Here is a 22,283-nt window from a genome sequence, read left to right on the forward strand (position 1 = left end):
AAGCAGGGAGTCAACATCATGTCCATCATCACCACCCCCACCACGTCCGGGCAGGACGGCCGGAAGCAGGATTCGGCCAAGCAGGGCCGTCAGCAGCAGGGCAGCAAGCGCCGGGTCGAGCCGATCTTCTACTTTTTCCTCGTCCCCAGCCTCATCCTCTTCACGTTGGCCATCACCGTTCCGGGAATCATCGGCATCTTCTTCAGTTTCACCAACTCGATCGGAATCGGTGACTGGGAATTTGTCGGCCTGACCAACTACATTGCGATTTTCAGCGATCCCGCCATCCTGCAGAGCTACCTGTTCACGTTCGGGTTCTCCATCGTCACCGTGATCGCCGTGAACGTGGTGGCGTTCCTCCTGGCCGTCGGGCTGACCTCACGCATCAGGATGAAATCGGCGCTGCGGACCATTTTCGTCATCCCCATGGTGGTCTCGGGCATCATCATCGCCTATGTCTTCAACTTCCTGTTCTCCAACTCGCTGCCGTCCCTGGGTGCCGTTGCCGGGATTCCCTGGTTGGAGAACAGCTTGCTGGCAAACCCGGACCTCGCCTGGGTAGCCATTGTGTTGGTCACTGCCTGGCAGGCTGTGCCGGGTGCACTGCTGATTTATATCGCAGGACTGGTGGCCGTGCCGGGCGACGTCTATGAAGCTGCGGAGATCGATGGAGCCAGCAAGTTCCAGCAGTTGGTCAAGATCACGCTTCCGTTGGTGTCGGGCTACGTGGTCATCAACATCATCCTGGGATTCAAGGGCTTCCTGAACGCCTACGACATCATTGTTGGCCTGACCAACGGTGGCCCGGGCACGTCCACCCGAAGCATCGCGATGACCGTCATCTCGGGCTTCAACGGCGGCGACTACGCCTACCAGATGGCCAACGCCACGATCTTCTTCGTAGTAGCCATTGTTATCTCTCTCGTACAGCTTTCGCTGACTCGCGGACGGAATGCACTCTGATGACCAATCAAGCCACCCTCGCCATCACCGAGCCCACCACCCAGCCCAACGGAAAGAGCCGGCGCCGGTCCGAGTCCGCCGTCGAACGCGTGAACTGGCCGGCAACCACCATCCTCATCCTGTGCGCGGTCACCGTGCTGCTTCCCCTGTATGTCACGGTCTCCATGGCGTTCAAGACCCAAGGGCAAGCCGTGGACGGCAACGCCTTCTCCTTTCCCGCCCCGTTCAGCATTGAGGGCTTTGTCCAAGCCTGGACCCTGACCAACTTCCCGGTGGGGGCTGCTATGTCTTTGCTGGTGACAGCGGGGACCGTGGTGGCCACCATTGTCCTGGCTGCCTTCGCCTCGTACGCGATCGTGCGCAACTGGGAGCGTCGGCTGTTCAGGTACTCGTTCTTCTACCTTCTGGGAGCAATGTTCATTCCGTTCCCCGTAGTTGCGCTGCCGCAGATTCAGCTCACGGGCCGCCTTGGCTTGGATAATCCGTTTGGCGTCATCCTGCTTGCCACCATGTTCCAGCTGAGCTTCAGCGTCCTGCTCTTCACTGCCTTCCTGCGCTCCATCCCGATGGAACTCGAAGAGAGCGCCAGGATTGACGGCGCAACTACGTGGCAGACTTTCTGGAAGCTGATTTTTCCGTTGCTGGCGCCGATGAGCGCCACCGTGGGCATCTTCGCCTTCCTCTACGCGTGGAATGACTTCATGATGCCCTCGCTCATCATCTCGGACCCGTCCCTCCAGACGCTGCCGGTGCGGCAGAACCTGTTCCAGACCCAATTCAGCAACAACTACCACGTGTCATTCGCGTCGTACCTGATGGCGATGGCTCCGGCGATCATTGCGTACTTGTTCACCCAGCGCTGGGTCATGGCAGGGGTGACCCAGGGTGCCGTCAAGGGCTAAGCACTGTTGACCTTCAACCTCCGGGCGTTTCATACTGGTCCGGGACATAAATTTAGATTCTAAATCAAAGGAGTTTCGTGAGTACTTCCGCCACGCAGGCACACCGTACCGATTCAGACCGCATGGCCGATCCGAACTGGTGGCGTCAGGCAGCCGTTTACCAGATCTACCCGCGCAGCTTCTACGACGCGAACGGTGATGGACTCGGGGACATCAAGGGCATCACGGCCAAGGTCCCGTACCTGAAGGAGTTGGGGATCGACGCCGTCTGGCTGAGCCCGTTCTATCCGTCGGCGCTCGCGGACGGCGGCTACGACGTTGACGACTACCGCAATGTGGACCCCAAGCTGGGCACCCTTGAGGACTTCGATGAGATGGCCGCTGCCCTCCACGCCGCAGGAATCAAGATCGTGGTGGACATCGTTCCCAACCACTCCTCGGACCGGCACGAATGGTTCAAGGAAGCGCTGGCCTCGCCCAAGGGCTCCGCGGCACGCGACCGCTACATCTTCCGCGACGGCCGGGGCGAGAACGGTGAGTTGCCGCCGTCGGACTGGGACTCTGTCTTCGGCGGACCCATCTGGGACCGCATCACTGAACCAGACGGTACTCCCGGCCAGTGGTACCTGCACATCTTCGCCAAGGAGCAGCCGGACTTCAACTGGGAGAACCCGGAGATCCGCGAGGACTTCCTCAAGACGCTGCGCTTCTGGTCGGATCGCGGCGTGGACGGGTTCCGCATCGATGTTGCCCACGGCATGGCCAAGGACCTGTCCGAGCCGCTGCCCATGAAGGCTGACTTGGAAGCCAAGGCACACGGTACGGATGGCTTCACCGATGGCTCCCACCCATTCTGGGACCGTGATGAAGTGCACGAGGTCTACGCCGAGTGGCGCAAGCTCTTCAACGAGTACAACCCGCCGCGCACTGCCGTTGCCGAGGCCTGGGTTCACGAGTCCCGCCGTGCCCGCTACGCCAGCCCTGAGGGACTGGGCCAGGCGTTCAACTTCGACCTGCTTCAGTCCGATTTCGATGCCGCGTCCTTCAAGAAAATCATCACGGACAACCTGGTAGCCGCCAAGGAGTCCGGGGCCTCATCCACGTGGGTTTTCTCCAACCACGACGTCGTCCGCCACGCCACCCGCTACGGTCTGCCCAAGGGGGGTTCCGTGGCGCAAGGAACCAACGCGGCCCAGGACATCACCGGCGGAGAGCCCAAGGGTCAGGACGGCAAGGGCTGGCTGCTGGCCGGCGCGCCGGCAGAAGAGCTCGACGTCGAACTCGGCTTGCGTCGTGCCCGCGCCGCAACGCTCCTGCTGCTCGCCCTTCCCGGTTCTGCCTACCTCTACCAGGGCGAAGAGCTTGGCTTGCGCGAAGTCTCGGAAATTCCCGATTCCGAACGCCAGGACCCGTCCTTCTTCCGTAACCCGGGCGTTGAGATTGGCAGGGATGGTTGCCGCGTGCCATTGCCGTGGACCGAGGAAGGTTCTTCCTTCGGTTTCGGTGCTGGCAAGGCACACCTCCCGCAGCCGGAGTGGTTCAAGGATTACGCAGTTGCCACCCAAGAGGGAGTGGAAGGCTCCACACTGGAGCTTTACCGGAAGGCACTGAGCCTGCGCAGTGAACTCCAGACTGACGAGGAACTTCAGTGGGTGGAGACCGGCAACCAGGACGTACTGCACTTCAGCCGCCCCGGTGGCTGGCACACGGTCACCAACTTCGGCAGCAAGCCCGTTGAGCTTCCGGAGGGAAGCATCGTGGTAACCAGCGGCCCGCTGGAGGATGGCAAGCTGCCGTCAGACACCACGGCGTGGATTGTCAGCAACGCCTAGGGCCTGCGGACAATACTGAAGTATGACTACTGCGAACGGGCGGGGACGCCTGATCTATGGCTGTATGGGACTCGGTGGTCCGTGGGACGGCACGTCCTACGGGGCGTCGGAGATTGATCAGGCCGCGGCGGTGATCGAAGCCGCGCAGGGAATTGGCATTGGGCTTTTCGACCACGCGGATATCTATCGCAGCGGAAAGTCCGAGGCTGTCTTTGGCGAAGTCCTCGCCCGTTCGCAGGGTCTGCGCGAAAAGATCCAGCTCCAGACTAAGTGCGGGATCCGGCTGGGGGAGCGCGGGTTGGAGACGCATTATGATCTCTCCCGCGAGGCCATCCTTGAACGGGTCAACCAGAGCTTGAAGCGGCTCCAAACGGACTACGTGGACGTGTTGCTCCTGCACCGTCCAGATCCGTTGATGGACCCGCGCGAGGTGGCGGACGCCGTCGGGCAGTTGATGGCCGAAGGCAAGGTGCGGCAGTTAGGCGTGTCAAACATGTCCGGCGCGCAGATCGCCTACCTCCAGGATGAGTTGGAGACGCCCATTGTGGCGAATCAATTGGAAATGAGCCTGCTGCACCGGGACTGGCTGGAGAGCACTGTGCTGGTCAACCATGCAGAGGGGCTTGAGTACAGCTTCCCGCACGGGACTCTTGAACACTGCATGGCCAAGGGTGTTGAACTGCAGGCGTACGGTTCACTGGCCCAGGGGCGCTATACGGGTGCGAAGCCTGAGGAGTTGTCACCGGCCGAGTCGGCAACGGCGGGCATGCTGGAACGGTTGGCGGGGGAGAAGGGCACCACGCCGGAATCGGTGCTGCTGGGTTGGCTGATGAAGCACCCCGCCAGGATCTCGCCAGTTGTGGGCACCACCAACCCTGCGCGCATCAAGGCCTGCGCTGATGCCGCCTCCGTTGCTGCCACCATGACCCGCGCCCAGTGGTACGGCCTGTGGGTGGCAGCGCGTGGGATCAACATCCCCTAACCCCGGTTTTAACCCAACTGAGTCGCAGTTGTGCGCGTTATGACCTCTCTAAACGCGCTTAACTGCGACTCAGTTGGGTGCGGACAGCAACACACAGCTACGAGGCGGGGCTGGCCGGAGCCACCACGGAGTAGGTGCTCGAGTCACCCTGCAGGGCCTGGCTGGGCTTGCCATCGATGCTCACCGGGATGTCCCCGGCAATGGTCACACGGTTGAGCTTGCGCGGCTGGCCATCGTAGTTGTCCGGAGCGTAGTGCTGGGTGATGCGGTTGTCGAACAAGACCACCTGGTTGGGCTCCCAATTCACCCGGACCACATTCTCCGGGCGCGTTACGTAAGCCTGCAACAGACGGATGATGTCCTTGGACTCAGTGTTGGACAAGCCCACAATCCGAAGCCGCTGCGCGAAGCCCCCAATGAACAATCCGCGCTCGCCGGTCAACGGGTGGACCCGCACCACAGGGTGGGCGGTTTCGAACTTCAGCCGGGTGAACTCCTTGCGTCGCTCCTCCGCGTTGGAGTGCTCAAGGTTCTTGGGCACCGAGTAGTCGTAGTCGTTGGTGTGAATGGCCCACAGGTTGTCTGCGAAGCTGCGCAACTCCTCGGGCAGGTCCTGATATGCGCCGGCCGAGGACGCGATCAGGGTCTCGCCGCCGTATGCCGGAAGGTCGATGCTGCGCAGCGTGGAGGCCTGCGGCGGGTTGACCACGAAAGTGACGTCCGTGTGCCAGTTGTTGGCCGAGCCGTTCTCGCTGTCCACAGGCAGGACATTCTCTTCGCCGTCCACGGAGGCCACAGTGGGGTGTGCCTTGGTCAGCGGACCGAAATGCGAAGCGAACTTCACCTGGGCTTCGTCTGTGAGGATGTTGGCCTCGCGGAACACCAGTGCCTTGTGCTCGTTCAGTGCTGCCCGGATCTGCGCCACCGTTTCGTGGCTAAGGTCACCGCTGATGTCCAAGCCACGGATTTCGGCGCCGATGCGGGAGCCGAGCTTTGCGAACTCGAGTTTGGTTTCGGTAATGACGGTCATGGTTCTTTCCTTACTTGTTGTGATGGTTGCGGCAAGAGCCGCGGGGTGGGTCTAGGAAGCGGCGGCGCCAACAGCGGTCCGCCAGCGGGAGAAGTGCCGTTCAAGGGCTACCAACAGGAAGTTCACGCCGAGCCCCAGCAAGGAAACCGTGAGGATGCCGGCGTACATGTCCGGGATGAGGAAGCTGCTCTGTGCATTCACGATCAGATAACCCAGGCCGGCCTTGGCTCCCACCATTTCGGCGGCGATCAACACCAGGATGGATGCGGTGCCGGCCATGCGGATGCCCGTGAAAATGGTGGGAACCGCCGAGGGCAGGATGACTTTCTGGAACAGCCGGAAACTGTTGAGCCCCAAAGAACGCGCGGCCCTGATCAACAACGGGTCCACGGTCCTGACGCCGGCAATGGTGTTCAGGAGCACCGGGAAGAACGCAGCGTAGGCCACGATGCTGATCTTGGATTCCTCACCGATACCCAGCAGCAGCGTGAACACCGGAAGCAGAGCCAACGCGGCGGTGTTGCGGAAAAGCTCCAGCAAGGGATTTAGGACCGAGTTCAGCCGCCCGTACCAGGCAATAAGCAGGCCCAGCGAGACACCCGCCACCAGGGCAGCACCGAAACCGGCAACTGAGCGTGTGAGGCTGGCTGCGATGTGGCCCTGGATGGTCCCGGCTTCGAAAAGCTTGCCCCAGGCCACCAGCACATCGTGCAGCGGCGGGAGGAACACCCTGGTGGACGGGCTGGCCAGGTACGTCGGCCCAAGCTCCCAAAGCGCCAGGAATGCCAGGATCGCGGCGGACTTCCACAGACCCGCCCCCACCGCCCCGGTGACTCGTCGCACCAGGCCAGGTGCCGGCGTCGTACCGTCTGCCGCTGCCGTCGAAGTAGTGGAATGCTCGACGGCGGCACTGGGGTCGGGCGCGAAGCCCGTCTTGGGCGCGGCTTCTGTTTGCGTGAGCGTGGTGGTCATCAGGCGGCACTCCTTTCGGTGATGGTTGCCGGTTCGTCCGGTGCGCTGCCATCAGGCAGGATTTTGCGGTGGCCGGCGTCCTGGGCTCGGCGGACTTCGTCGTGCAGGAGCGTCCACACCTGGTGGCGGTGCTCAACGAAGGCTGGGTGAGAGCGGATGTCCTCATCGCCGTCGCGGTCCGGAATGTTGATGTCCACGATTTCCTTGAGCCGGCCGGGCCTCGCGCTGAGAACAGCTACGCGCTCGCCGAGGTACACGGCTTCATCGATGCCGTGGGTGATGAAGACGATGGTCTTGCCCGTGGCTTTCCAGATCCGGAGGAGTTCGTCCTGCAACTGCTCGCGGGTCTGGGCGTCCAACGCAGCAAACGGTTCATCCATCAGCAGCACATCGGGCTCGTACGCCAGGCTCCGGGCGATGGCCACGCGCTGCTTCATTCCGCCGGAGAGCTCATGCGGGTAGCGGTCCTCAAAACCGGCAAGCCCCACCAAAGCCAGGTATTCCTTTGCTTTGGCAGCCCGTTCACGGCGGTTCAGTTTCCTGCCGTCAGGGCCCGCTCCCTCAAGCCCGATGGACACGTTGGCAGAGGCCGTCCGCCACGGGAACAACGCGTACTGCTGGAACACCACAGCGCGGTCCTTGCCCGGACCGGTGACAGCTTTGCCGTCCACCAATACCTCGCCGGAGGTGGGCGTGGAGAGCCCGGCCAGCAGGTCCAGGAGCGTGGTCTTGCCCGAACCGCTGGGACCCACCAAAGTGAGGAACTCGCCGTCACGGACATCCAGGCTCAGCGAATCGATGGCGGTCAGCCGGGTAGCTGCCGTGTCCTTCGTTGCCCGGACCGTGAATTCCTTGGTGACGTTCCGGAGACTGATTTTGGCTGTCATAACTATCCCTTCTTCGCTGCAGCGAGCTCGTTGAACTCGTTCGTGTAGTACTTGGAGGGTGAGAGCTTGTCCTTGACGATCCCGGCTGAGCTGAGCCAAGCCTCCCAACGGGTGAAGTCTTCGTCCGTGATGACCCCGGCGTCCGGAACTCCGGGGCTCTTCCAGAACTTCAGGTTTGCGGTGCTCTCATTGCGTCCACGGCTATCGATGATCTTGGTGAAGCGGGCAATGACTTCGTCACGGGGTGTTTCAGCTGCCCACTTGATGGCTTTGGCAACGCCGGTGGTAAACGTGCGGGTGGTGGTGGGGTTCTTTGCGATGAAGTCGTTGCGGAGCACGATCTGTCCGCCGGCGAAAGTTCCGAACAGCTCCACGTCGCTGAACAGTGACCTCAGTCCGCCGGCCTCAATGGCCCGGTCCTGCAGCACACCGCCCAGCGTTCCGGCGTCCACTTGTCCCCGGCGAATGGCTTCCTCAGTATCGTTCGGCGCCAACGGGACCAACTGAACCTGCTTGATGTCGTCCTGACTGAGTCCGTTCTTGGTCAGCCAGGTGTTGATGACGGCTTCGTGGTGTGCGCCCAGAGTATTGACAGCGATCTTCTTGCCGATCAGGTCACGGGGTTCCTTAATGGTGCTATCGGCCTTGACGTAGTAACCGCTGAAGGTCTTCTCGTCGGAGCCGTAGTAGTTGGTCACTGCCTTGACGGGAGCGCCGGCTTCGATCAGCTTGACCACCGCTCCGGAGAACGCGCCGCCAAAGTCGGTCTGGTTGGTCGCAGCGGACTGGATGTCCTGCGGGCCGCTGGTGGTGTTTCCCACCCAGTTCAATTTCAGGTCCCCGAGGTAGCCCAGGTCGGCAGCGAGTTCAGGAAAGGTGACGTTGTTAGCGGAGCCTTGATACCGAAGTTCCTTCACTTCGTTACCGGCTGGCGCCCCAGGTCCGGCTTCGGCTGCACCGCCGCAGCCGGACACCGTCAGCGCAAGTACGACGGCGGCCGCGACGCTCAGCAGGGGCAGGTGCAGTTTCATGGGAGCTACTTTCGATGGATTGGGATGTGTTGGGTGGCCGGCTGATGCATGAGTTTGCAAACCCGTGCAACGGCTTGGAAACGATGTAAACCCATCCCGACGCCGGGTGGGAAGTGCCGCGGTAACGCCCGGAAACGCTGCGAAACAGCCCGAAACGGAAGGAAATCCGGTGCCATTCCCGGCAACTCTGGGACACAAAGTCGCCGTGTTGAGCCCTATGAACAACAGCGACAGGCGGGCCGGATATGACTGGCGGGTACCGGCGTCGGGCGTTCATACTGCCGGACCCCACAGTCATATGGGGTTTAGTTCGTATTGATCCTCACAAGCGGGCGGAATTCTTCGCTGTGCAGGGCGCTGGCCGGATACGGTAGATACATGACGTCTAGCATCGCCGCCGAATCAGTTCGGCCTACCCGCAATATTCCCGCCGACATCGCCCGTTCATGGCTCCTTGTGAATGCCATGAAAACGGAGCTTTTTGACGAATCTGCGGGTTCACGGGCAGACGCGATCATCCTTGACATCGAAGACGCAGTTGACCCTTCGCAGAAGGACATGGCCCGAGAGAACGTAGTCAACTGGCTGACCGCCGGTGGCAAGGCCTGGGTCCGCATCAATGACGCAACCAGCAAGTTCTGGGCCGATGACCTCGCCGGCCTGCGCGGCACCCCCGGCCTGCTCGGCGTGATGCTGGCAAAGACCGAGTCCTCAGACCAGGTCACCGAGAGCTTCCACCGCATGGATGGCAAGACCCCCGTCATCGCGCTGGTTGAGTCAGCCCTTGGCATCGAGGAAGCCAACCACATTGCCCGCGCGCAGGGTGCTTTCCGCCTGGCGTTCGGCTCCGGCGACTTCCGCCGCGACACCGGCATGGCAGCCACCCCGGAGGCCATGGCGTACCCGCGTGCAAAGCTCGTTGTCGCCAGCCGCGTAGGTAACCTGCCGGGCCCCATCGACGGTCCCACCGTCGGCACCAACCACCCCATCTTGCGTGAGCAGACCGGCATCACAGTGACCATGGGCATGACCGGCAAGCTTTGCCTGGCCATCGACCAGACCACTGTGATCAACGAGGTCATCAGCCCCACGCCGTCGGACGTCGCCTGGGCCACGGACTTCATGAACGACTTTGAGGCCAACGGCCGTGTCATCCGCGATGGCTCCGACCTCCCGCGTCTGGGCCGCGCCGAAAAGATCATGAAGCTCGCAGTGGCCTTTGGAGTCCAGCCTTCCCTGTAAGCGTGCTGGTCAGGTAAAGATGCTGGTCCAAGGAGTCGCTTGGGATTCGTCGTCCCCTTCGCTGCGTATCTTCACGCCGGACGAGGAGTTCGTTGATATGGCGTTGGCCCGGGGTTCAGCCCTGGGCCTGCGCGTTCTCCCGGGTTTGTGGTGCCTTGGGCACACGAAGGTCCACGGCCCGGGGGACCGCACCCATGTTCCGTGCCGCAGCGGTTCCCCGGCCGAGCGTGGAAAGCAATGCGGGGCCTGCTTTGCGCGGGACGACTCCCGCCTGATGCACGACTTCCACCGCGGAACATCCGTTCCCACCGGCCTCCGTGCTTACCTGATGCAGCCTCATTGGCTCTATGTGGCCACGTTCGCGAACGGTGCCACCAAAGTGGGGACTGCCTCTGCGCCCCGAAAATGGAACAGGCTCGCTGAGCAGGGAGCTGTGCACGCTGCCTATGTGGCACACGCTGAAGACGGACGCGTTGTTCGCGTTCTCGAGGACCTCGTGACCCGCGAACTCGGCCTCGTCCAGCAAGTCCGCTCCGCGGCCAAGGTGGCGGGCCTCGTGGAGCCGCGTGCCGCCGTCGAGCTTTCAACCGTGAACCGTCAGCACGCGGGCAGGGTGCGTGAGTTGCTGGGCGGGCTGGCCATGACAGGCTACGCCGTTGTGGAGGAAGAGTGGGAGCGGCCCGCATTGGCCGACGCGCTGTGTACCGCCCGCGCCCAGGGCGGCTTGCGGCACCCCTACCCGGCAGCGTTCGACGGCGGCGGGCACGGTTTGCGGATTCATTCAGTGTCCGGGGCGATCGCCTTGGCGGCCCTGCCCGACGCAACGGGGACCGAGGTGGAGGGCAGTTTTGTGGCGGACCTGGGTGCGTTGAAAGGCCGCAAAATCGAGTTCGGCCCCCACACCACGGAAATCCCGGCCCTGCAGGACTCCCTCTTCTAGCGTTCCCTCCCGGCAAGGGCCCTCGCGTTGTGAGGCCCGCTTTGCAGGGTATTTCGGGTTCCAAGGGTGCAGAGGAGGCCTCGCAACACCCGGCCACAACGCACCACGTAGACTTGGACGGTGCTGGAACAATTTTGGGCCACGGCCTCCACATCGTACAAAGTGCTGGTTTTCGGTGCCATGGGACTGATTGCCGTCGGGCTCGTCCTGTCCATTGTGGGGAACACGTCAGGGAACCAAGGCCTGGCCATCGCTTCGTTGCCCATCATTGGTGTCGGGCTGTTGCTCCACGTTGCCGGGCTTGTGGTGCGCGGCCAGAAGATCCGCAAGAGCTATAAGAAGTAACGCCTTCACCTCTTAAGGCGCTGCCTGCGGGCCTTAAGGCCCGATAGGGTTGGATCATGAGTATCAATCCGGACTTGCAGGGCCGTAGCTACCCTGCCGCAGAGGTATACGACGTCGGCCGTGAAAAGATCCGCGAGTTCGCCAAGGCTGTGAAAGCCGGCAACCCGGCGCATTTTGATGTTGAGGCAGCCAGGGCCTTGGGCCACAGCGACCTCGTTGCCCCGCCAACGTTTGCCATCATCATCGCCCAGCGTGCTGACGCCCAGCTGGTCCAGGATCCCGAGTCGGGCATCGATTTCTCCCGCGTGGTCCACGCAGACCAGCGTTTCACGCACCACCGCGCCATTGTTGCCGGTGACCGCCTCGTGGCCGAACTGCACGTTGACGGTGTCCGGGCCATGGGCGGGGGAGCCATGATCACCACCCGCTCCGAGATTTCCACCGAAGCCGGCGAGAAGGTCGCCACCACAACCTCGTCCATCCTGGTCCGCGGAGAGGGACAGTAACCATGAGCCCTACATTCGAAGAACTGACGGTCGGCCAGGAAATCGGTACCCGCAGCATTGACGTCACCCGTCAGGACCTGGTGAAGTACGCCGGAGCATCGGGCGACTTCAACCCGATCCACTGGAACGAATCTTTCGCCACCTCCGTGGAACTGCCGGGCGTCATCGCCCACGGCATGTTCACCATGGGCGCCGCAGTGCAGCTGGTGAGCGACTGGGCCGGGGACCCTGCCGCCGTCGTCGATTACCAGACCCGCTTCACCAAGCCCGTCCTCGTTACCGATACCACTGGCACCGATGAGGCCGGCGCTGTCATGGACGTGACCGGTGTTGTGGGAGCGCTCGACGCCGATGCCCGCACCGTGCGCGTCGACCTCACCGTCGTTGCGGGTGGACAGAAGGTCCTCATGAAATCTCAGGCGGTTGTGAAGGTCTCTTGAACCTAACGAACACCTGGCAACATCGCAGCAAACCGAGCGCCACTCCGACCGAAATGTCGCGGTGGCGCGCCGCTGTTCTTGCGTCCTACGCGGCCAGCGGCATCGCCTTCGCCACGTGGGTTTCACGGCTTCCCGCCATTCGCGACGGACTGAATCTCACGCCGGGTGGCATCGGCCTTTTGCTGATGTGCATGACGGTGGCGTCCTTCATCTCGATCTCGGCTTCGGGCCTGATTGTGCTGCGGCTCGGTCCTCAGCTGACCACGTGGATCGGCAGCAGCATGGTGGGTGCGGGCCTTGTCACTGTGGGTGTTGGAACCTCCTTGGCGGCCAACCCCTTGGTGGTGGCGGCAGGCTTGATCATCCTGGGCCTGGGTACGGCCAGTTGGAATACCGCATCCAACGTGGAAGGGGCCTCGCTCGAACGCGAATTGGAGCGGCACATCATGCCGCATTTGCACGGTTCCTTCAGCCTCGGAACCGTGGCGGCTGCCGGTTTTGGCGCCTGGGCGGCCGCCATCCACATGCCGGTGTTCTGGCATTTTTTGATCTCCGGCGTAGTTGTGACGTCGTCCGTGGTCACCGCTACGTTCTGGTTCCGCGCCGAAAAAACCGCTGCAGTGACAAAGACCTACCACCCTGAAGAGACCGATACTTTCCAGGACCCCTCCACCGGGCCGCTGCCCATCATCTCCGGCGAGCCGGACGGCGCTCAGCAGGACGGCGCTCAGCCGGATGCCCGTAAGACTGCCGTCCCGCTGGACAACAAGCGGCTCGTGGCTTTGGCATGGCGTGATCGCCGGACTCTACTGATCGGTGTCCTGGTCCTTGGCCTGGCATTGGCCGAAGGAGCCGCGGGGGACTGGGTGGCCCTGGCACTTGCCGACGGTTATGGGCAGTCCGATGCCGCTGGCGCTGTGGGTTATGGGCTCTTTGTGACGTTCATGACCATTGGCCGTTTCGCGGGCACGGTCATCTTGGACCGTTTCGGGCGGGTGGTGGTGATGCGCTGGTGCTCGGCCACCGCCGTCGTGGGTCTTTCACTCTTTGTGTTTTCTCCGGTTCCGTGGCTCGCGTTCGTGGCGTTGGCGGTGTGGGGTCTGGGCGCTTCGCTCGGGTTCCCGGTGGGTATGTCCGCCGCCGCCGATGATCCAGTGCACGCGGCGGCCCGTGTATCGGTAGTTTCCACCATTGGTTACGGTGCCTTCCTGTGTGGCCCTCCGCTCCTGGGGTTGCTGGCTGAACATTTCGGCATCCTGCATTCGCTGCTGGCACCCCTGGTTCTGCTGGTGGTCAGTTTCTTCCTGGCACCCCTGGCTGGCCGCAAGGCGGCGGAGTCGGCGCAGCCCAACGAAGCCCGTTAGGCTTGATTGGTGACCCAAACGCTGCTTTCTGAACTGACCACTGCTGCCGTTGGCGGCCCCGCGGGCAACTACGTTGAGGCCCGCACCGAGGCGGAGATCATCGACGCCGTCCGGTCGGCCGACGCTGCAGGTGACAAAATCCTGATCATTGGCGGTGGCTCCAATCTGCTGGTCTCCGACGACGGCTACCCCGGAACTGTCCTGAAGATCGCCTCCGAGGGCTTCACCGTGAACTCCGAGGACAGCTGTGGCGGAGTGTCTGTGGTGGTTCAGGCGGGCCATAACTGGGACGCGCTGGTGGAATACTCCGTCCTGCACGCATGGTCCGGCTTGGAGGCGTTGTCCGGGATTCCAGGTGCCACTGGTGCCACTCCTGTGCAGAACGTTGGAGCCTATGGAGCGGACGTTTCACAAACCATTGCGGCCGTTCGGACGTGGGACCGTGAGCGCAACGCAGTGCAGACGTTCACCAACTCGGAGCTCAAGTTCGGGTACCGCGACTCCATCTTGAAACAGACCACCGTTGAGGGCTCGCCCCGCTACGTTGTGCTGACCGTGGAGTTCCAATTGCCGTTGGGGCGGATGAGTGCGCCAATCCGTTACGCCGAGCTGGCCCGCGTGCTGGGTGTGGAGGCAGGGAAACGCGCCTACTCAAACGATGTCCGCCGGGAAGTCCTCCGGCTCCGCGCGTCCAAGGGAATGGTCTTGGACGCAGCAGACCGCGACACCTATTCCACGGGCTCATTTTTCACCAACCCGATTGTGCCTGCGGATCTTGCCTCGACTTTGCCGGACAACGCGCCCAAATACCCAGCAGGGGATGACGGACTGGTGAAGCTTTCCGCTGCCTGGTTGATTGATCAGGCAGGATTCGGCAAGGGCTTCGGACTGGAGGATTCCAGTGTCTCCGGCGGACGGGCCTCCCTTTCCACCAAACACACTCTTGCCATCACCAACAGGGGCTCAGCCACGGCCGCGGACATGGTGGCCATCGCGCGTGAGGTGCGTTCCGGCGTCGTCGAGCGTTTTGGTATTGAACTGCACCCGGAGCCCTTGCTGATCGGCGTTAGCCTCTAGCTAAAACTCAGCGCGTGCGCCGTTCCGCGATCGGAAGCACCTTGTTGAGCAGCAGGAACGTTAGTCCGCAGCTGACCGCTCCCAGCAGGAAGATCTGGCTGAACGCGATACTTTGCGGTGAGGGTCCGCTGGGCATGAACAGCCCGGCCGTGGCGAAGCCGACCAAGCCCAGGAGAAGGACGATCGCTCCGAGAAGGAAACTGCGGACCTGCGCCGCGGCGGCCGGGTAGAACCAGGGCTCGGGGGCGTCGTCGTCCCTGTCGGCAACTGGCTGGGTGGCGGCAGCGGTCCCAATGAGAACCGCAGCAGCTGCAGTTGCTACCAAACTCACTGTCTGGATTGCCTGCATCGCGGGGGAGAGACTCACACCGGTCCCTACCGCCACTATCAGTCCGGCGGCGAGCCCGGCGAGCGTGCAGAACCAGCCGGCGGTAGCCAACCACCGGCTCATCGGCCGCACGAACGGAGCAAGATCACCAAAAAGCATGAATCCATCCTAGGATCCGCTGCTGGGTGACGGCTGGGAGGCACGGCAAGGTTCCCTGTGCTGGATGGTCCTCTTAGGATGAAGCATGCCTGCCGAGAGAACCAACCCCACTCCGCGCGTCATGGGCCGGTTGCGGCTCGTCAGTCAAGGCCTGTTGGGCGGTGGCTTTCCAACGGTCCCGGAGGCGGTCCGGTGGATGACGTGCATGCAGGCGCAGGACCTGGGCTCAGCACTGTGGGCGGTGGGGCAGCGGGTACCTGGAACGGCGGCGTCAGACGTTCGGGCTGCCCTCGACGCCGGGACGGTGGTCCGTTCATGGCCTATGCGCGGCACGCTGCATTTACTGGCACCGGAAGATCTCCGCTGGATTCTGAAAATCACGAGTGACCGGCTGATGAACTCGTTGGCGGGCCGACACCGTGAACTCAACATCACGTCCCATGACATCAGCCACTGCAGGGACATCGCTTTCAAAACCGCGGAGGTTCTCAAGGCCGGTGGTGCCCAGGGAGCAAGCCGCGAGCAGCTGTTCCAGGCTTTCGAGGATGCCGGTCAGATCACCAAGGCCCAGCGAGGCATTCATCTGTTGGGCAGTCTCTGCCAGCTCGCGTGGCTGGTGCAAGGACCCATGGCCGGAACCAACGGCAAAGTGGGCGTGCAGCAGCTGTTTGTGCCCTTCGAGGAGTGGATTCCGGACTCGCGGGAGCTGGGACGTGCAGAGGGGATTGCTGAGCTCCTGCTCCGCTATGTAAGGAGCCACGGCCCTGCCACCATCAAGGATTTTGCCTGGTGGAGCCAAATTCCGCTCACCGAGGCCCGGGCCGCCCTCTACGAGGTGCAGGACCGCCTGGTTGAACTTGAGTTTGGGGGCAGTAGCTATTGGCTCTCACCGGAGACTGCGGCAATGCTCGACGACGGCGTCCCCGGCTCGCGCTCGTTGCTGGCGCTCCCGGGGTTCGACGAGTTCCTGCTCGGCTACCAGGACCGGAGCCTGGTGCTGGCTCCTGAACACGCGGAGTTGGTGGTGCCGGGAAAGAACGGAGTTTTCAAACGGATTATGGTGTCCGGCGGAGAAGTGGTGGGTACGTGGGCCAGGACCGTGAATGGCAAGACCATAGGTGTCACGCCGGAACCGTTTGCGGGGGTACTGGGTACAGCCGCTGAGCGTTCCTTCCACGCCCAGGGCCGTGCGTACCTGAAGTTCATGGCAGGGTGAGCCCTCTGGCCTGCTGAGCCCTAATACGTCGAAAACCCGCTGTTCCGTTGCCGGGCAGCAACGGAACAGCGGGTTAGGGACGTGCTAAGCCGGGCAGGCTAGAGCTTGCCCGTCACAATGTTGAGCATGCGGCGGAGCGGCTCGGCTGCACCCCAGAGGAGCTGGTCTCCCACGGTGAAGGCGCTGATGTACTCCGGGCCCATTTCGAGCTTGCGGATACGGCCCACCGGGATGTCCAGGGTGCCGGACGCTGCCACAGGGGTCAGGTCAGCCATGGAGGCTTCCTTGGTGTTGGGAACAACCTTGGCCCACTCGTTGTCCTTGGCCAGGAGATTCTCGATTTCCGTCACGGACAGGTCTTCGCGCAGCTTGAGCGTGAGGGCCTGGGAGTGTGAACGCATGGCGCCGATGCGGATGCACAAGCCGTCCATGGCGATGTGGTCCTTGCCGGCGGTGCCGTTGCCGGTGCCGAGAATTTTGTTGGTCTCTACTCCGGCTTTCCATTCTTCCTTGGACTGGCCGTTGCCGAGGTCGGCATCGATCCACGGAATGAGGGATCCGGCTAGGGGCACGCCAAACTGGGTGGCGTCAACGCCGGTGCGCTGGGCGGCGAGGACCTTGTGATCGATTTCGAGAATGGCAGACGCGGGATCGTCCAGCTCGCTGCTGACCTCGTTGTTGAGGGTGCCGAACTGGTTGAGGAGTTCACGCATGTGCCGGGCACCGCCGCCTGAAGCCGCCTGGTACGTCATGGAGGTGCCCCACTCCACCAGATTGTTCTTGAACAGGCCGCCGAGGCCCATCAGCATGCAGGAAACCGTACAGTTGCCGCCGATGAAGTCCTTCACGCCACCGGACAGGCCGGCGTCGATGACGTCGCGGTTGATGGGGTCCAGCACGATGATCGAGTCATCGTTCATGCGCAGGGTGGACGCAGCGTCGATCCACAGGCCATCCCAGCCGCGGTTGCGGAGCTCGCCGTGGACCTGCTTGGTGTAGTCGCCACCCTGAGCGGTGACAATAATCGGCAGCTTGGCCAGGGTCTCAATATCGAACGCATCCTCGAGCTTGCCAGCCCCCTGCGCGAACGTCGGGGCGGCACCTCCTGCGTTCGAGGTGGAGAAAAATACCGGGTTGATGTTGGCGAAGTCGTTCTCGTCCTGCATGCGCTGCATCAGGACGGAGCCGACCATGCCACGCCAACCGACCAGTCCAACGGACGGATTAGCTGCTGTAGTCATTTCCCAAGTCTAAACTTTCGGGGCTCAGTGCCGCTGTTGGTTACGTCACGCACGCACTGCACGACGACGGCACCCGCCACAGCGGCCCGCAAGCCGACCGCCCGGGCTAGTGGCCGGCGTCGTGTTCCTGCAACAGGACTGCCTTACGCTTGCGCAGGGCAAAGAACGCACCAAACGTAAACACCTGCGTGACAACGATCAGCACAATGATCCCGGCAATTTTGTTCCCGCCCAGGATCATGGTGAGTCCCACAATGGCGGAGATCAGGGCAAAAAGCGGCAGGAGCATGTAGCCCAGCACGAACAAGGTTTCAGGTTTTTTCAGCATGCTTAGCTCTCTTGGCTTTCCTGGCTTGCGTTCCGGCGCCACGTGGTGAACCGGTAGTTGGTGCCGTTCTTGGAGGTGAGCCACCCGTCGGAGGGGGCTACGGCGTCGAAGGCCCAATCATCACCGAGTTCGGGGGCGAAAGTGTCGCCTTCCAAGTCGGCGTCGATGATGGTGATGACGGCCAGGTTGGCGATGCCCATGGATTGTTCAAAGATTTCGCCGCCGCCAATGATCCACACTTTCTGGCCACCCGGTGCGAATTGAGATTCCAGCAGCGCGGCGTCAAGAGAGGAAACCACGACGGCGCCCTCCGCCTCGGGCGTGGACGCCCACTTTTCGTTACGGGTCACCACAATGTTGGTGCGGCCCGGAAGGGGACGGTACTTTTCGGGGAATGACAACCACGTCTTGCGGCCCATGATGACGGGGTGACCGGTGGTGAGCTGGCTGAAGTGTTTCAGGTCCTCGGGGAGGTGCCACGGCATGGATCCGTCTTTGCCGATCACGCCGGCCTTGGTCTGGGCCCACACCAGTCCGATGCCGGTCATGCGGGCCGCGGTCTCTTGGGTGAAGATGACACCGGGGAGTTGGTCCGGAACCTCTGAAGATGATGTGCTCATACCGCGATCGGCGCCTTGATAGTGGGGTGGTGGCGGTAATCCACAACCTCAAAGTCATCCAGCGTGTAGTCAAAGATGGAGTCCGGCTTGCGGAGGATCTTCAGCTGCGGGTACTCGTACGGCTCACGGCTGAGCTGCTCGGAAACCTGGTCCACGTGGTTGTCGTAGACATGGACGTCGCCGCCGGTCCAGACGAATTCGCCCGGCTCAAGCCCAAGCTGCTGGGCCACCATGCGGGTCAGCAGGGCGTACGAGGCAATGTTGAAGGGGACGCCCAGGAACGTGTCCGCCGAACGCTGGTACAGCTGGCAGGACAACTTGCCGTCAGCCACATAGAACTGGAAGAACGCGTGGCATGGGGGCAGCGCCATGTCTTTGAGTTCGGAGACGTTCCACGCGGACACGATGTGCCGCCGGGAATCCGGGTTGGAGGCCAGGTTGGTCATGAGCTCGGAGATCTGGTCGATGTGCCCGCCGTCGGGAGTGGGCCAGCTCCGCCACTGCACCCCATAAACGGGGCCCAGCTCGCCGTCGGCATCCGCCCATTCGTCCCAGATGGAGACGCCTTGGTCCTGCATCCACTTCACGTTCGAATCGCCGCGCAGGAACCACAGGAGCTCCACCGCCACGGATTTGAAGTGAACCCGCTTGGTGGTGATCAGCGGGAAGCTCTCGGCAAGATCGAACCTCAGCTGACGGCCAAAAACGCTGCGCGTTCCGGTTCCGGTGCGGTCCGACTTGTGCGTGCCGTTAGCCATGACATCGCGCAGAAGGTCTTCATAAGGGGTGGGGATGCTCACGAGTCAAGCTTACTGGCCAGCCGCCCGCGGAGAAGATCAATGAGCGTTTCATCACTCACGCCCGCGTCGCGCGCCGTCTGAATCAAGCCGTCGACGGCGGCAATCACCGCGGCGTCTGCCCGGATAGTGCCGTTCGGTGCCTGAGGCGGCCCGACGACGATTGTCCCGTTCCGGCGTCGTGACTCGATCAATCCCTGCTGCTCGAGTTCTTTGTAAGCGCGTGCCACCGTGCCAGCCGCGATGCCAAGGTCTGCCGCCAGACTCCGGACCGTGGGCAGCCGACTGCCGGGTTCAAGGACCCCGATGGCAATCAATGAGCTGAGTTGCCTGCGGATTTGTTCGAAGGGAGGTACGGGATCCGCGAGGTCTACTGTGATTCCGGCGGTCATTGCGCCCGTTCTTCATGATGAGCAGGATCACTACGTGGGATGGTTCCGAGCAGGCTGCGAACCGGTACCACTGCCACGATCACTGCGATGGCCGCCAAGACCATGCCCACTGTGATGGCCGGGCTGGGTGCCAACGGGTATTCGCCGTCGCCCGGTGCAAATACGCTGTACCACGCATCGCCGGTGATCATGAGCAGCGCTGCGGCCTGTCCGAGGCAGTAAGCGGCCAGTGTCCTCACGATTCGATACAGGCTGATGGCCCTGAGCGCGGCGTCCAGGCCCGCATCGCCCTCACTTTCCGGGATACCACGACGGCGGCGCACGGCGAGGATAGCAGCCGCACCCGCCGCGGCTACTACCGCCGAGAGCAGAAGAGCCGCCGGCCAAGCCTTGGGGGTGAGGGTCTGTGATTCCGCGGCCACGGCGAAAGACACAGCCACGGCAAATATCGCGGCGCTTCCGATTGCGAAGGAGAGTAGTCCTCGCGAAACGGCCTGCCGAGGCCAACGGAGCTGAGCTTCGGGTTGGCCATAATTTCGCGCCATCAGCACCTCGCCGGCCGCAATGGCTGTCAAGAGGGCCGCGGCGGCGATGGCGATCACGATGGGAAAGGCCCCAGGGTCGAGGGGGCGTGAGGCCATCAGGATCGCCACGACACCCGCCACTAGTGCAAGTCCGCCAATCACGCCCAACACTGCTCCAAGGGAAATACTGAGCCGGGCGGCTCCGTGGGCTAGAGGATCGGAGCGGAGTGTTTTTGCGCTCGTGACTTGAGGAGCTTTGAGGACCGAGGGAAGTTCAGGCACCCGCCACCACCACATTGCCGCGAGAACTGCCATGTTGATCAGCCCCAGTATGTTGAACCAGGACGACTGCCACGTGGCTCCGGGGGCCGGTTGTGATGCGAAGTTCCCGGCGATACTCGCGAGCCCGGCGGCGATGGTCGCCACGGTCCGAAGCAGCCGGTTGGTGGCTATTGTTCGTAGAGTTCGGTTGTCATCGCCGTCGAGCGTTTCCAACTGGCGTCGACGCGCAATCAGGAGGAGCACCAGCCACGTTCCCACGGCCAGAACCAGCAAGGTCCCGCCGAGCCAAAGGGCAAGTTCAAGGCCCGGAATCCGTCCGTCCTGCCCTTGTCCCATGTAGCCGTTGTCCTCAGGTGGAGACTGGCCCGGCGGCGTAGGCGGCACGGCTGTGTACGCTGGCAAGGTTGCGATCCAAGCGATGGCCAAAGCTGCGTAGCCGAAGATGGCCGCCGTGGTCCAAGCGAGTTTGCGGGGAAGGAAGTCCCTGATCCTCCGGACCTTCAGCTCTGCGTACCGGCGTGGTGCCTTCGGTGCGGGGTAACTCAGCTGACCGAGGGCATGGACGGTGAGGCACGCGACAATTGGCCAGGCAAGTGCGTTGGCGATCTGGTCCGGAGTTGCAGGAGCGCTTGATCCCAGGGGATTCGACCTGATGATTCCGGCGCTCATGGCACCCTGCAGGGAACTTGCCATCCAACCAATGATGCCCACCCAAAGCCCATGGGAGGCCACGGACTGGGCATCAGGCTTGGACCAGACCTGCATCCTCAGGAACAGGTACACGATGATGGCACCGACTACCGGTCCCAGGAAAAACATTGTTGGCAGAACAACCACGGCAAGACCCCCACATCTTTTGTATCAATCTACTGACACAAAGAAGTGAGGGTCAAGCCGTTTGCCGGGTCAGTCGTCGAACGGTTTGACCTGCTCCACAGACACAATTTTCCGCTCGGATCCCCGCGCTACCTGGCAAACAATGACTTCGCCGGGAGAAAGATAAGGATCTGTTGTGGGAAGGAGTGCACGTAGGGCCTGCGACATGTGCTGGCCCAACTGCTTCAACGCCGTCGGCAGAGCCGGGCGATGCGTGCACACAGCGATCGGCAGCTGCTTGTCGAACAAAGCCTCAACAGCGGCAGCCGTCTTCTTGGGGGAGCGCTGATGGGTGTGCTCGGTGAGTGCTTCCACCAGTTTCACCTTGACGCCGCTGGCCTTGGCATAGGGGGCGATGGTGGCAACGCAACGCGCCCAGGGGCTGGTGACCACACGTTGTGGTTTCCACACCTCCAGCAGGCGCTGGACGGCAACTGCTTGCCGCTGGCCCGTGGCAGCCAAGGGACGGTCGCCCTCGGCTTTGGTCCATGAGGACCGCGGCTTCGCTTTGGCATGGCGGATCAGCACCAGCGGCCATGTGTCCAGTTCACCGCGGACGTGGGCCTTCTGAAGGTATTCCAGCGGTGCCACATCTGATGGGTTACTCAGGAAGCTTGCAGCCCGGTCCGGGCTGCACCACATGACGCTGTCCACTTCCTTGCCATCGGGCCGAAGCTGGGCGCCGTTGACCTTCACTGCCCAGTACCTGACCACCTTCAAACCGGCACTGACGTGGTAGTGAATTGCCGGAAGAGGTATGCCCAGCGGGGCCTGGAGTCCTATCTCTTCCCATACCTCACGGGCAGCGCACTCGGGAACTGTTTCGCCGGCGTCGAGTTTTCCTTTGGGCCATGACCAGTCGTCATACCGGGGACGATGGATCAGGAGAACCTCAAGGGCGCCCTTGGTGATGCGCCAAGGAATGGCGCCGGCGGCGACAACGGCCACCGGCTCGCCGGGGTGGTCTGTTTGATCCGCCACGGGGGTATCGCTGTTCAACTGGGTCC

24 protein-coding genes are annotated in these 22,283 nt (G+C 62.6%); 12 read left to right on the forward strand and 12 right to left on the reverse strand.

Annotation, left to right across the window (positions count from 1 at the left end):
* Positions 1 to 18: 18 nt before the first annotated feature.
* The 4 genes from HAV21_RS00480 (at position 19) to HAV21_RS00495 (ending at position 4,679) form a co-directional block, all read left to right on the forward strand.
* Positions 19 to 963, forward strand: a complete 945-nt coding sequence (locus HAV21_RS00480; RefSeq protein ID WP_166839864.1) for a sugar ABC transporter permease — start codon at positions 19 to 21, stop codon at positions 961 to 963.
* Entirely contained in the window at positions 963 to 1,865 is a 903-nt protein-coding gene (locus tag HAV21_RS00485) for a carbohydrate ABC transporter permease (RefSeq protein ID WP_166839866.1), read from the forward strand. Before HAV21_RS00480 ends, HAV21_RS00485 begins: the two co-directional genes overlap by 1 nt.
* A gap of 77 nt (positions 1,866 to 1,942) precedes the next feature.
* Complete coding sequence (locus HAV21_RS00490; protein ID WP_142938316.1) at positions 1,943 to 3,697, forward strand: glycoside hydrolase family 13 protein; 1,755 nt, start codon at positions 1,943 to 1,945, stop codon at positions 3,695 to 3,697.
* Between the two features lie 22 nt (positions 3,698 to 3,719).
* Positions 3,720 to 4,679 carry an aldo/keto reductase gene (locus tag HAV21_RS00495; protein ID WP_166839868.1) on the forward strand — a complete coding sequence of 320 codons (960 nt, stop codon included), beginning with the start codon at positions 3,720 to 3,722 and terminating at the stop codon, positions 4,677 to 4,679.
* A gap of 97 nt (positions 4,680 to 4,776) precedes the next feature.
* On the opposite strand, the gene HAV21_RS00500 is transcribed toward HAV21_RS00495, so the two are convergent.
* The 4 genes from HAV21_RS00500 to HAV21_RS00515 are packed head-to-tail and all read right to left on the reverse strand — an operon-like array spanning position 4,777 to position 8,599.
* The gene (locus tag HAV21_RS00500; protein ID WP_142938318.1) at positions 4,777 to 5,709 is read right to left on the reverse strand and encodes a TauD/TfdA family dioxygenase; all 933 of its coding nucleotides are present in this window, start codon (positions 5,707 to 5,709) and stop codon (positions 4,777 to 4,779) included.
* Positions 5,710 to 5,760: 51 nt separating this feature from the next.
* A complete protein-coding gene (locus HAV21_RS00505; RefSeq protein ID WP_166839870.1) occupies positions 5,761 to 6,681 on the reverse strand; it encodes an ABC transporter permease in 921 nt (306 codons plus the stop codon).
* Positions 6,681 to 7,568, reverse strand: coding sequence for an ABC transporter ATP-binding protein (locus HAV21_RS00510; protein ID WP_166839872.1), 888 nt, complete (start codon positions 7,566 to 7,568; stop codon positions 6,681 to 6,683). The genes HAV21_RS00505 and HAV21_RS00510 overlap by 1 nt, the downstream gene beginning before the upstream one ends.
* Before the next feature lie 2 nt (positions 7,569 to 7,570).
* On the reverse strand, positions 7,571 to 8,599 hold the full coding sequence (locus tag HAV21_RS00515; RefSeq protein ID WP_166839874.1) for an ABC transporter substrate-binding protein: 1,029 nt from the start codon (positions 8,597 to 8,599) through the stop codon (positions 7,571 to 7,573).
* Between the two features lie 378 nt (positions 8,600 to 8,977).
* Here HAV21_RS00515 and HAV21_RS00520 point away from each other — a divergent pair, with 378 nt between their 5' ends.
* From HAV21_RS00520 to HAV21_RS00550, 7 genes are all read left to right on the forward strand, one after another.
* The gene (locus tag HAV21_RS00520; protein ID WP_142938322.1) at positions 8,978 to 9,841 is read left to right on the forward strand and encodes a CoA ester lyase; all 864 of its coding nucleotides are present in this window, start codon (positions 8,978 to 8,980) and stop codon (positions 9,839 to 9,841) included.
* A 19-nt stretch (positions 9,842 to 9,860) separates the two neighbouring features.
* Positions 9,861 to 10,781 (forward strand): DUF2797 domain-containing protein, encoded by a 921-nt coding sequence (locus tag HAV21_RS00525; protein ID WP_166839876.1) that lies wholly within the window; start codon positions 9,861 to 9,863, stop codon positions 10,779 to 10,781.
* A 120-nt stretch (positions 10,782 to 10,901) separates the two neighbouring features.
* Complete coding sequence (locus HAV21_RS00530; protein WP_166839878.1) at positions 10,902 to 11,126, forward strand: DUF3188 domain-containing protein; 225 nt, start codon at positions 10,902 to 10,904, stop codon at positions 11,124 to 11,126.
* A gap of 56 nt (positions 11,127 to 11,182) precedes the next feature.
* Positions 11,183 to 11,632, forward strand: a complete 450-nt coding sequence (locus HAV21_RS00535) for a MaoC family dehydratase N-terminal domain-containing protein (RefSeq protein ID WP_166839881.1) — start codon at positions 11,183 to 11,185, stop codon at positions 11,630 to 11,632.
* A gap of 2 nt (positions 11,633 to 11,634) precedes the next feature.
* Entirely contained in the window at positions 11,635 to 12,072 is a 438-nt protein-coding gene (locus HAV21_RS00540) for a MaoC family dehydratase (RefSeq protein WP_166839883.1), read from the forward strand.
* Between the two features lie 53 nt (positions 12,073 to 12,125).
* Positions 12,126 to 13,436, forward strand: a complete 1,311-nt coding sequence (locus tag HAV21_RS00545; RefSeq protein ID WP_208095714.1) for an MFS transporter — start codon at positions 12,126 to 12,128, stop codon at positions 13,434 to 13,436.
* Positions 13,437 to 13,445: 9 nt separating this feature from the next.
* Positions 13,446 to 14,513 carry a UDP-N-acetylmuramate dehydrogenase gene (locus tag HAV21_RS00550; protein ID WP_142938327.1) on the forward strand — a complete coding sequence of 356 codons (1,068 nt, stop codon included), beginning with the start codon at positions 13,446 to 13,448 and terminating at the stop codon, positions 14,511 to 14,513.
* Between the two features lie 7 nt (positions 14,514 to 14,520).
* On the opposite strand, the gene HAV21_RS00555 is transcribed toward HAV21_RS00550, so the two are convergent.
* Positions 14,521 to 15,000, reverse strand: a complete 480-nt coding sequence (locus tag HAV21_RS00555) for a hypothetical protein (RefSeq protein ID WP_062073243.1) — start codon at positions 14,998 to 15,000, stop codon at positions 14,521 to 14,523.
* Between the two features lie 85 nt (positions 15,001 to 15,085).
* Here HAV21_RS00555 and HAV21_RS00560 point away from each other — a divergent pair, with 85 nt between their 5' ends.
* Positions 15,086 to 16,216, forward strand: a complete 1,131-nt coding sequence (locus tag HAV21_RS00560; RefSeq protein ID WP_166839887.1) for a winged helix DNA-binding domain-containing protein — start codon at positions 15,086 to 15,088, stop codon at positions 16,214 to 16,216.
* 98 nt (positions 16,217 to 16,314) lie between these two features.
* On the opposite strand, the gene asd is transcribed toward HAV21_RS00560, so the two are convergent.
* The 7 genes from asd to HAV21_RS00595 form a co-directional block, all read right to left on the reverse strand.
* On the reverse strand, positions 16,315 to 17,457 hold the full coding sequence (gene asd, locus HAV21_RS00565) for an aspartate-semialdehyde dehydrogenase (protein ID WP_142938329.1): 1,143 nt from the start codon (positions 17,455 to 17,457) through the stop codon (positions 16,315 to 16,317).
* Between the two features lie 106 nt (positions 17,458 to 17,563).
* Complete coding sequence (locus HAV21_RS00570) at positions 17,564 to 17,785, reverse strand: NF038396 family protein (RefSeq protein ID WP_142938330.1); 222 nt, start codon at positions 17,783 to 17,785, stop codon at positions 17,564 to 17,566.
* 2 nt (positions 17,786 to 17,787) lie between these two features.
* Positions 17,788 to 18,405 carry a dihydrofolate reductase gene (locus HAV21_RS00575; protein ID WP_166839889.1) on the reverse strand — a complete coding sequence of 206 codons (618 nt, stop codon included), beginning with the start codon at positions 18,403 to 18,405 and terminating at the stop codon, positions 17,788 to 17,790.
* Positions 18,402 to 19,205, reverse strand: a complete 804-nt coding sequence (locus tag HAV21_RS00580; protein ID WP_142938332.1) for a thymidylate synthase — start codon at positions 19,203 to 19,205, stop codon at positions 18,402 to 18,404. Before HAV21_RS00580 ends, HAV21_RS00575 begins: the two co-directional genes overlap by 4 nt.
* Entirely contained in the window at positions 19,202 to 19,594 is a 393-nt protein-coding gene (locus HAV21_RS00585; protein ID WP_142938333.1) for a GntR family transcriptional regulator, read from the reverse strand. Before HAV21_RS00585 ends, HAV21_RS00580 begins: the two co-directional genes overlap by 4 nt.
* A complete protein-coding gene (locus HAV21_RS00590; protein ID WP_142938334.1) occupies positions 19,591 to 21,219 on the reverse strand; it encodes a hypothetical protein in 1,629 nt (542 codons plus the stop codon). Before HAV21_RS00590 ends, HAV21_RS00585 begins: the two co-directional genes overlap by 4 nt.
* An 87-nt stretch (positions 21,220 to 21,306) precedes the next feature.
* Positions 21,307 to 22,275: an NUDIX hydrolase gene (locus tag HAV21_RS00595; protein ID WP_142938335.1), complete on the reverse strand. Its 969-nt coding sequence runs from the start codon at positions 22,273 to 22,275 to the stop codon at positions 21,307 to 21,309.
* Positions 22,276 to 22,283 lie beyond the last annotated feature (8 nt).

It is taken from the genome of Paenarthrobacter sp. MSM-2-10-13, assembly GCF_011605365.1.
In the GTDB taxonomy this organism is placed as follows: Bacteria; Actinomycetota; Actinomycetes; order Actinomycetales; family Micrococcaceae; genus Arthrobacter.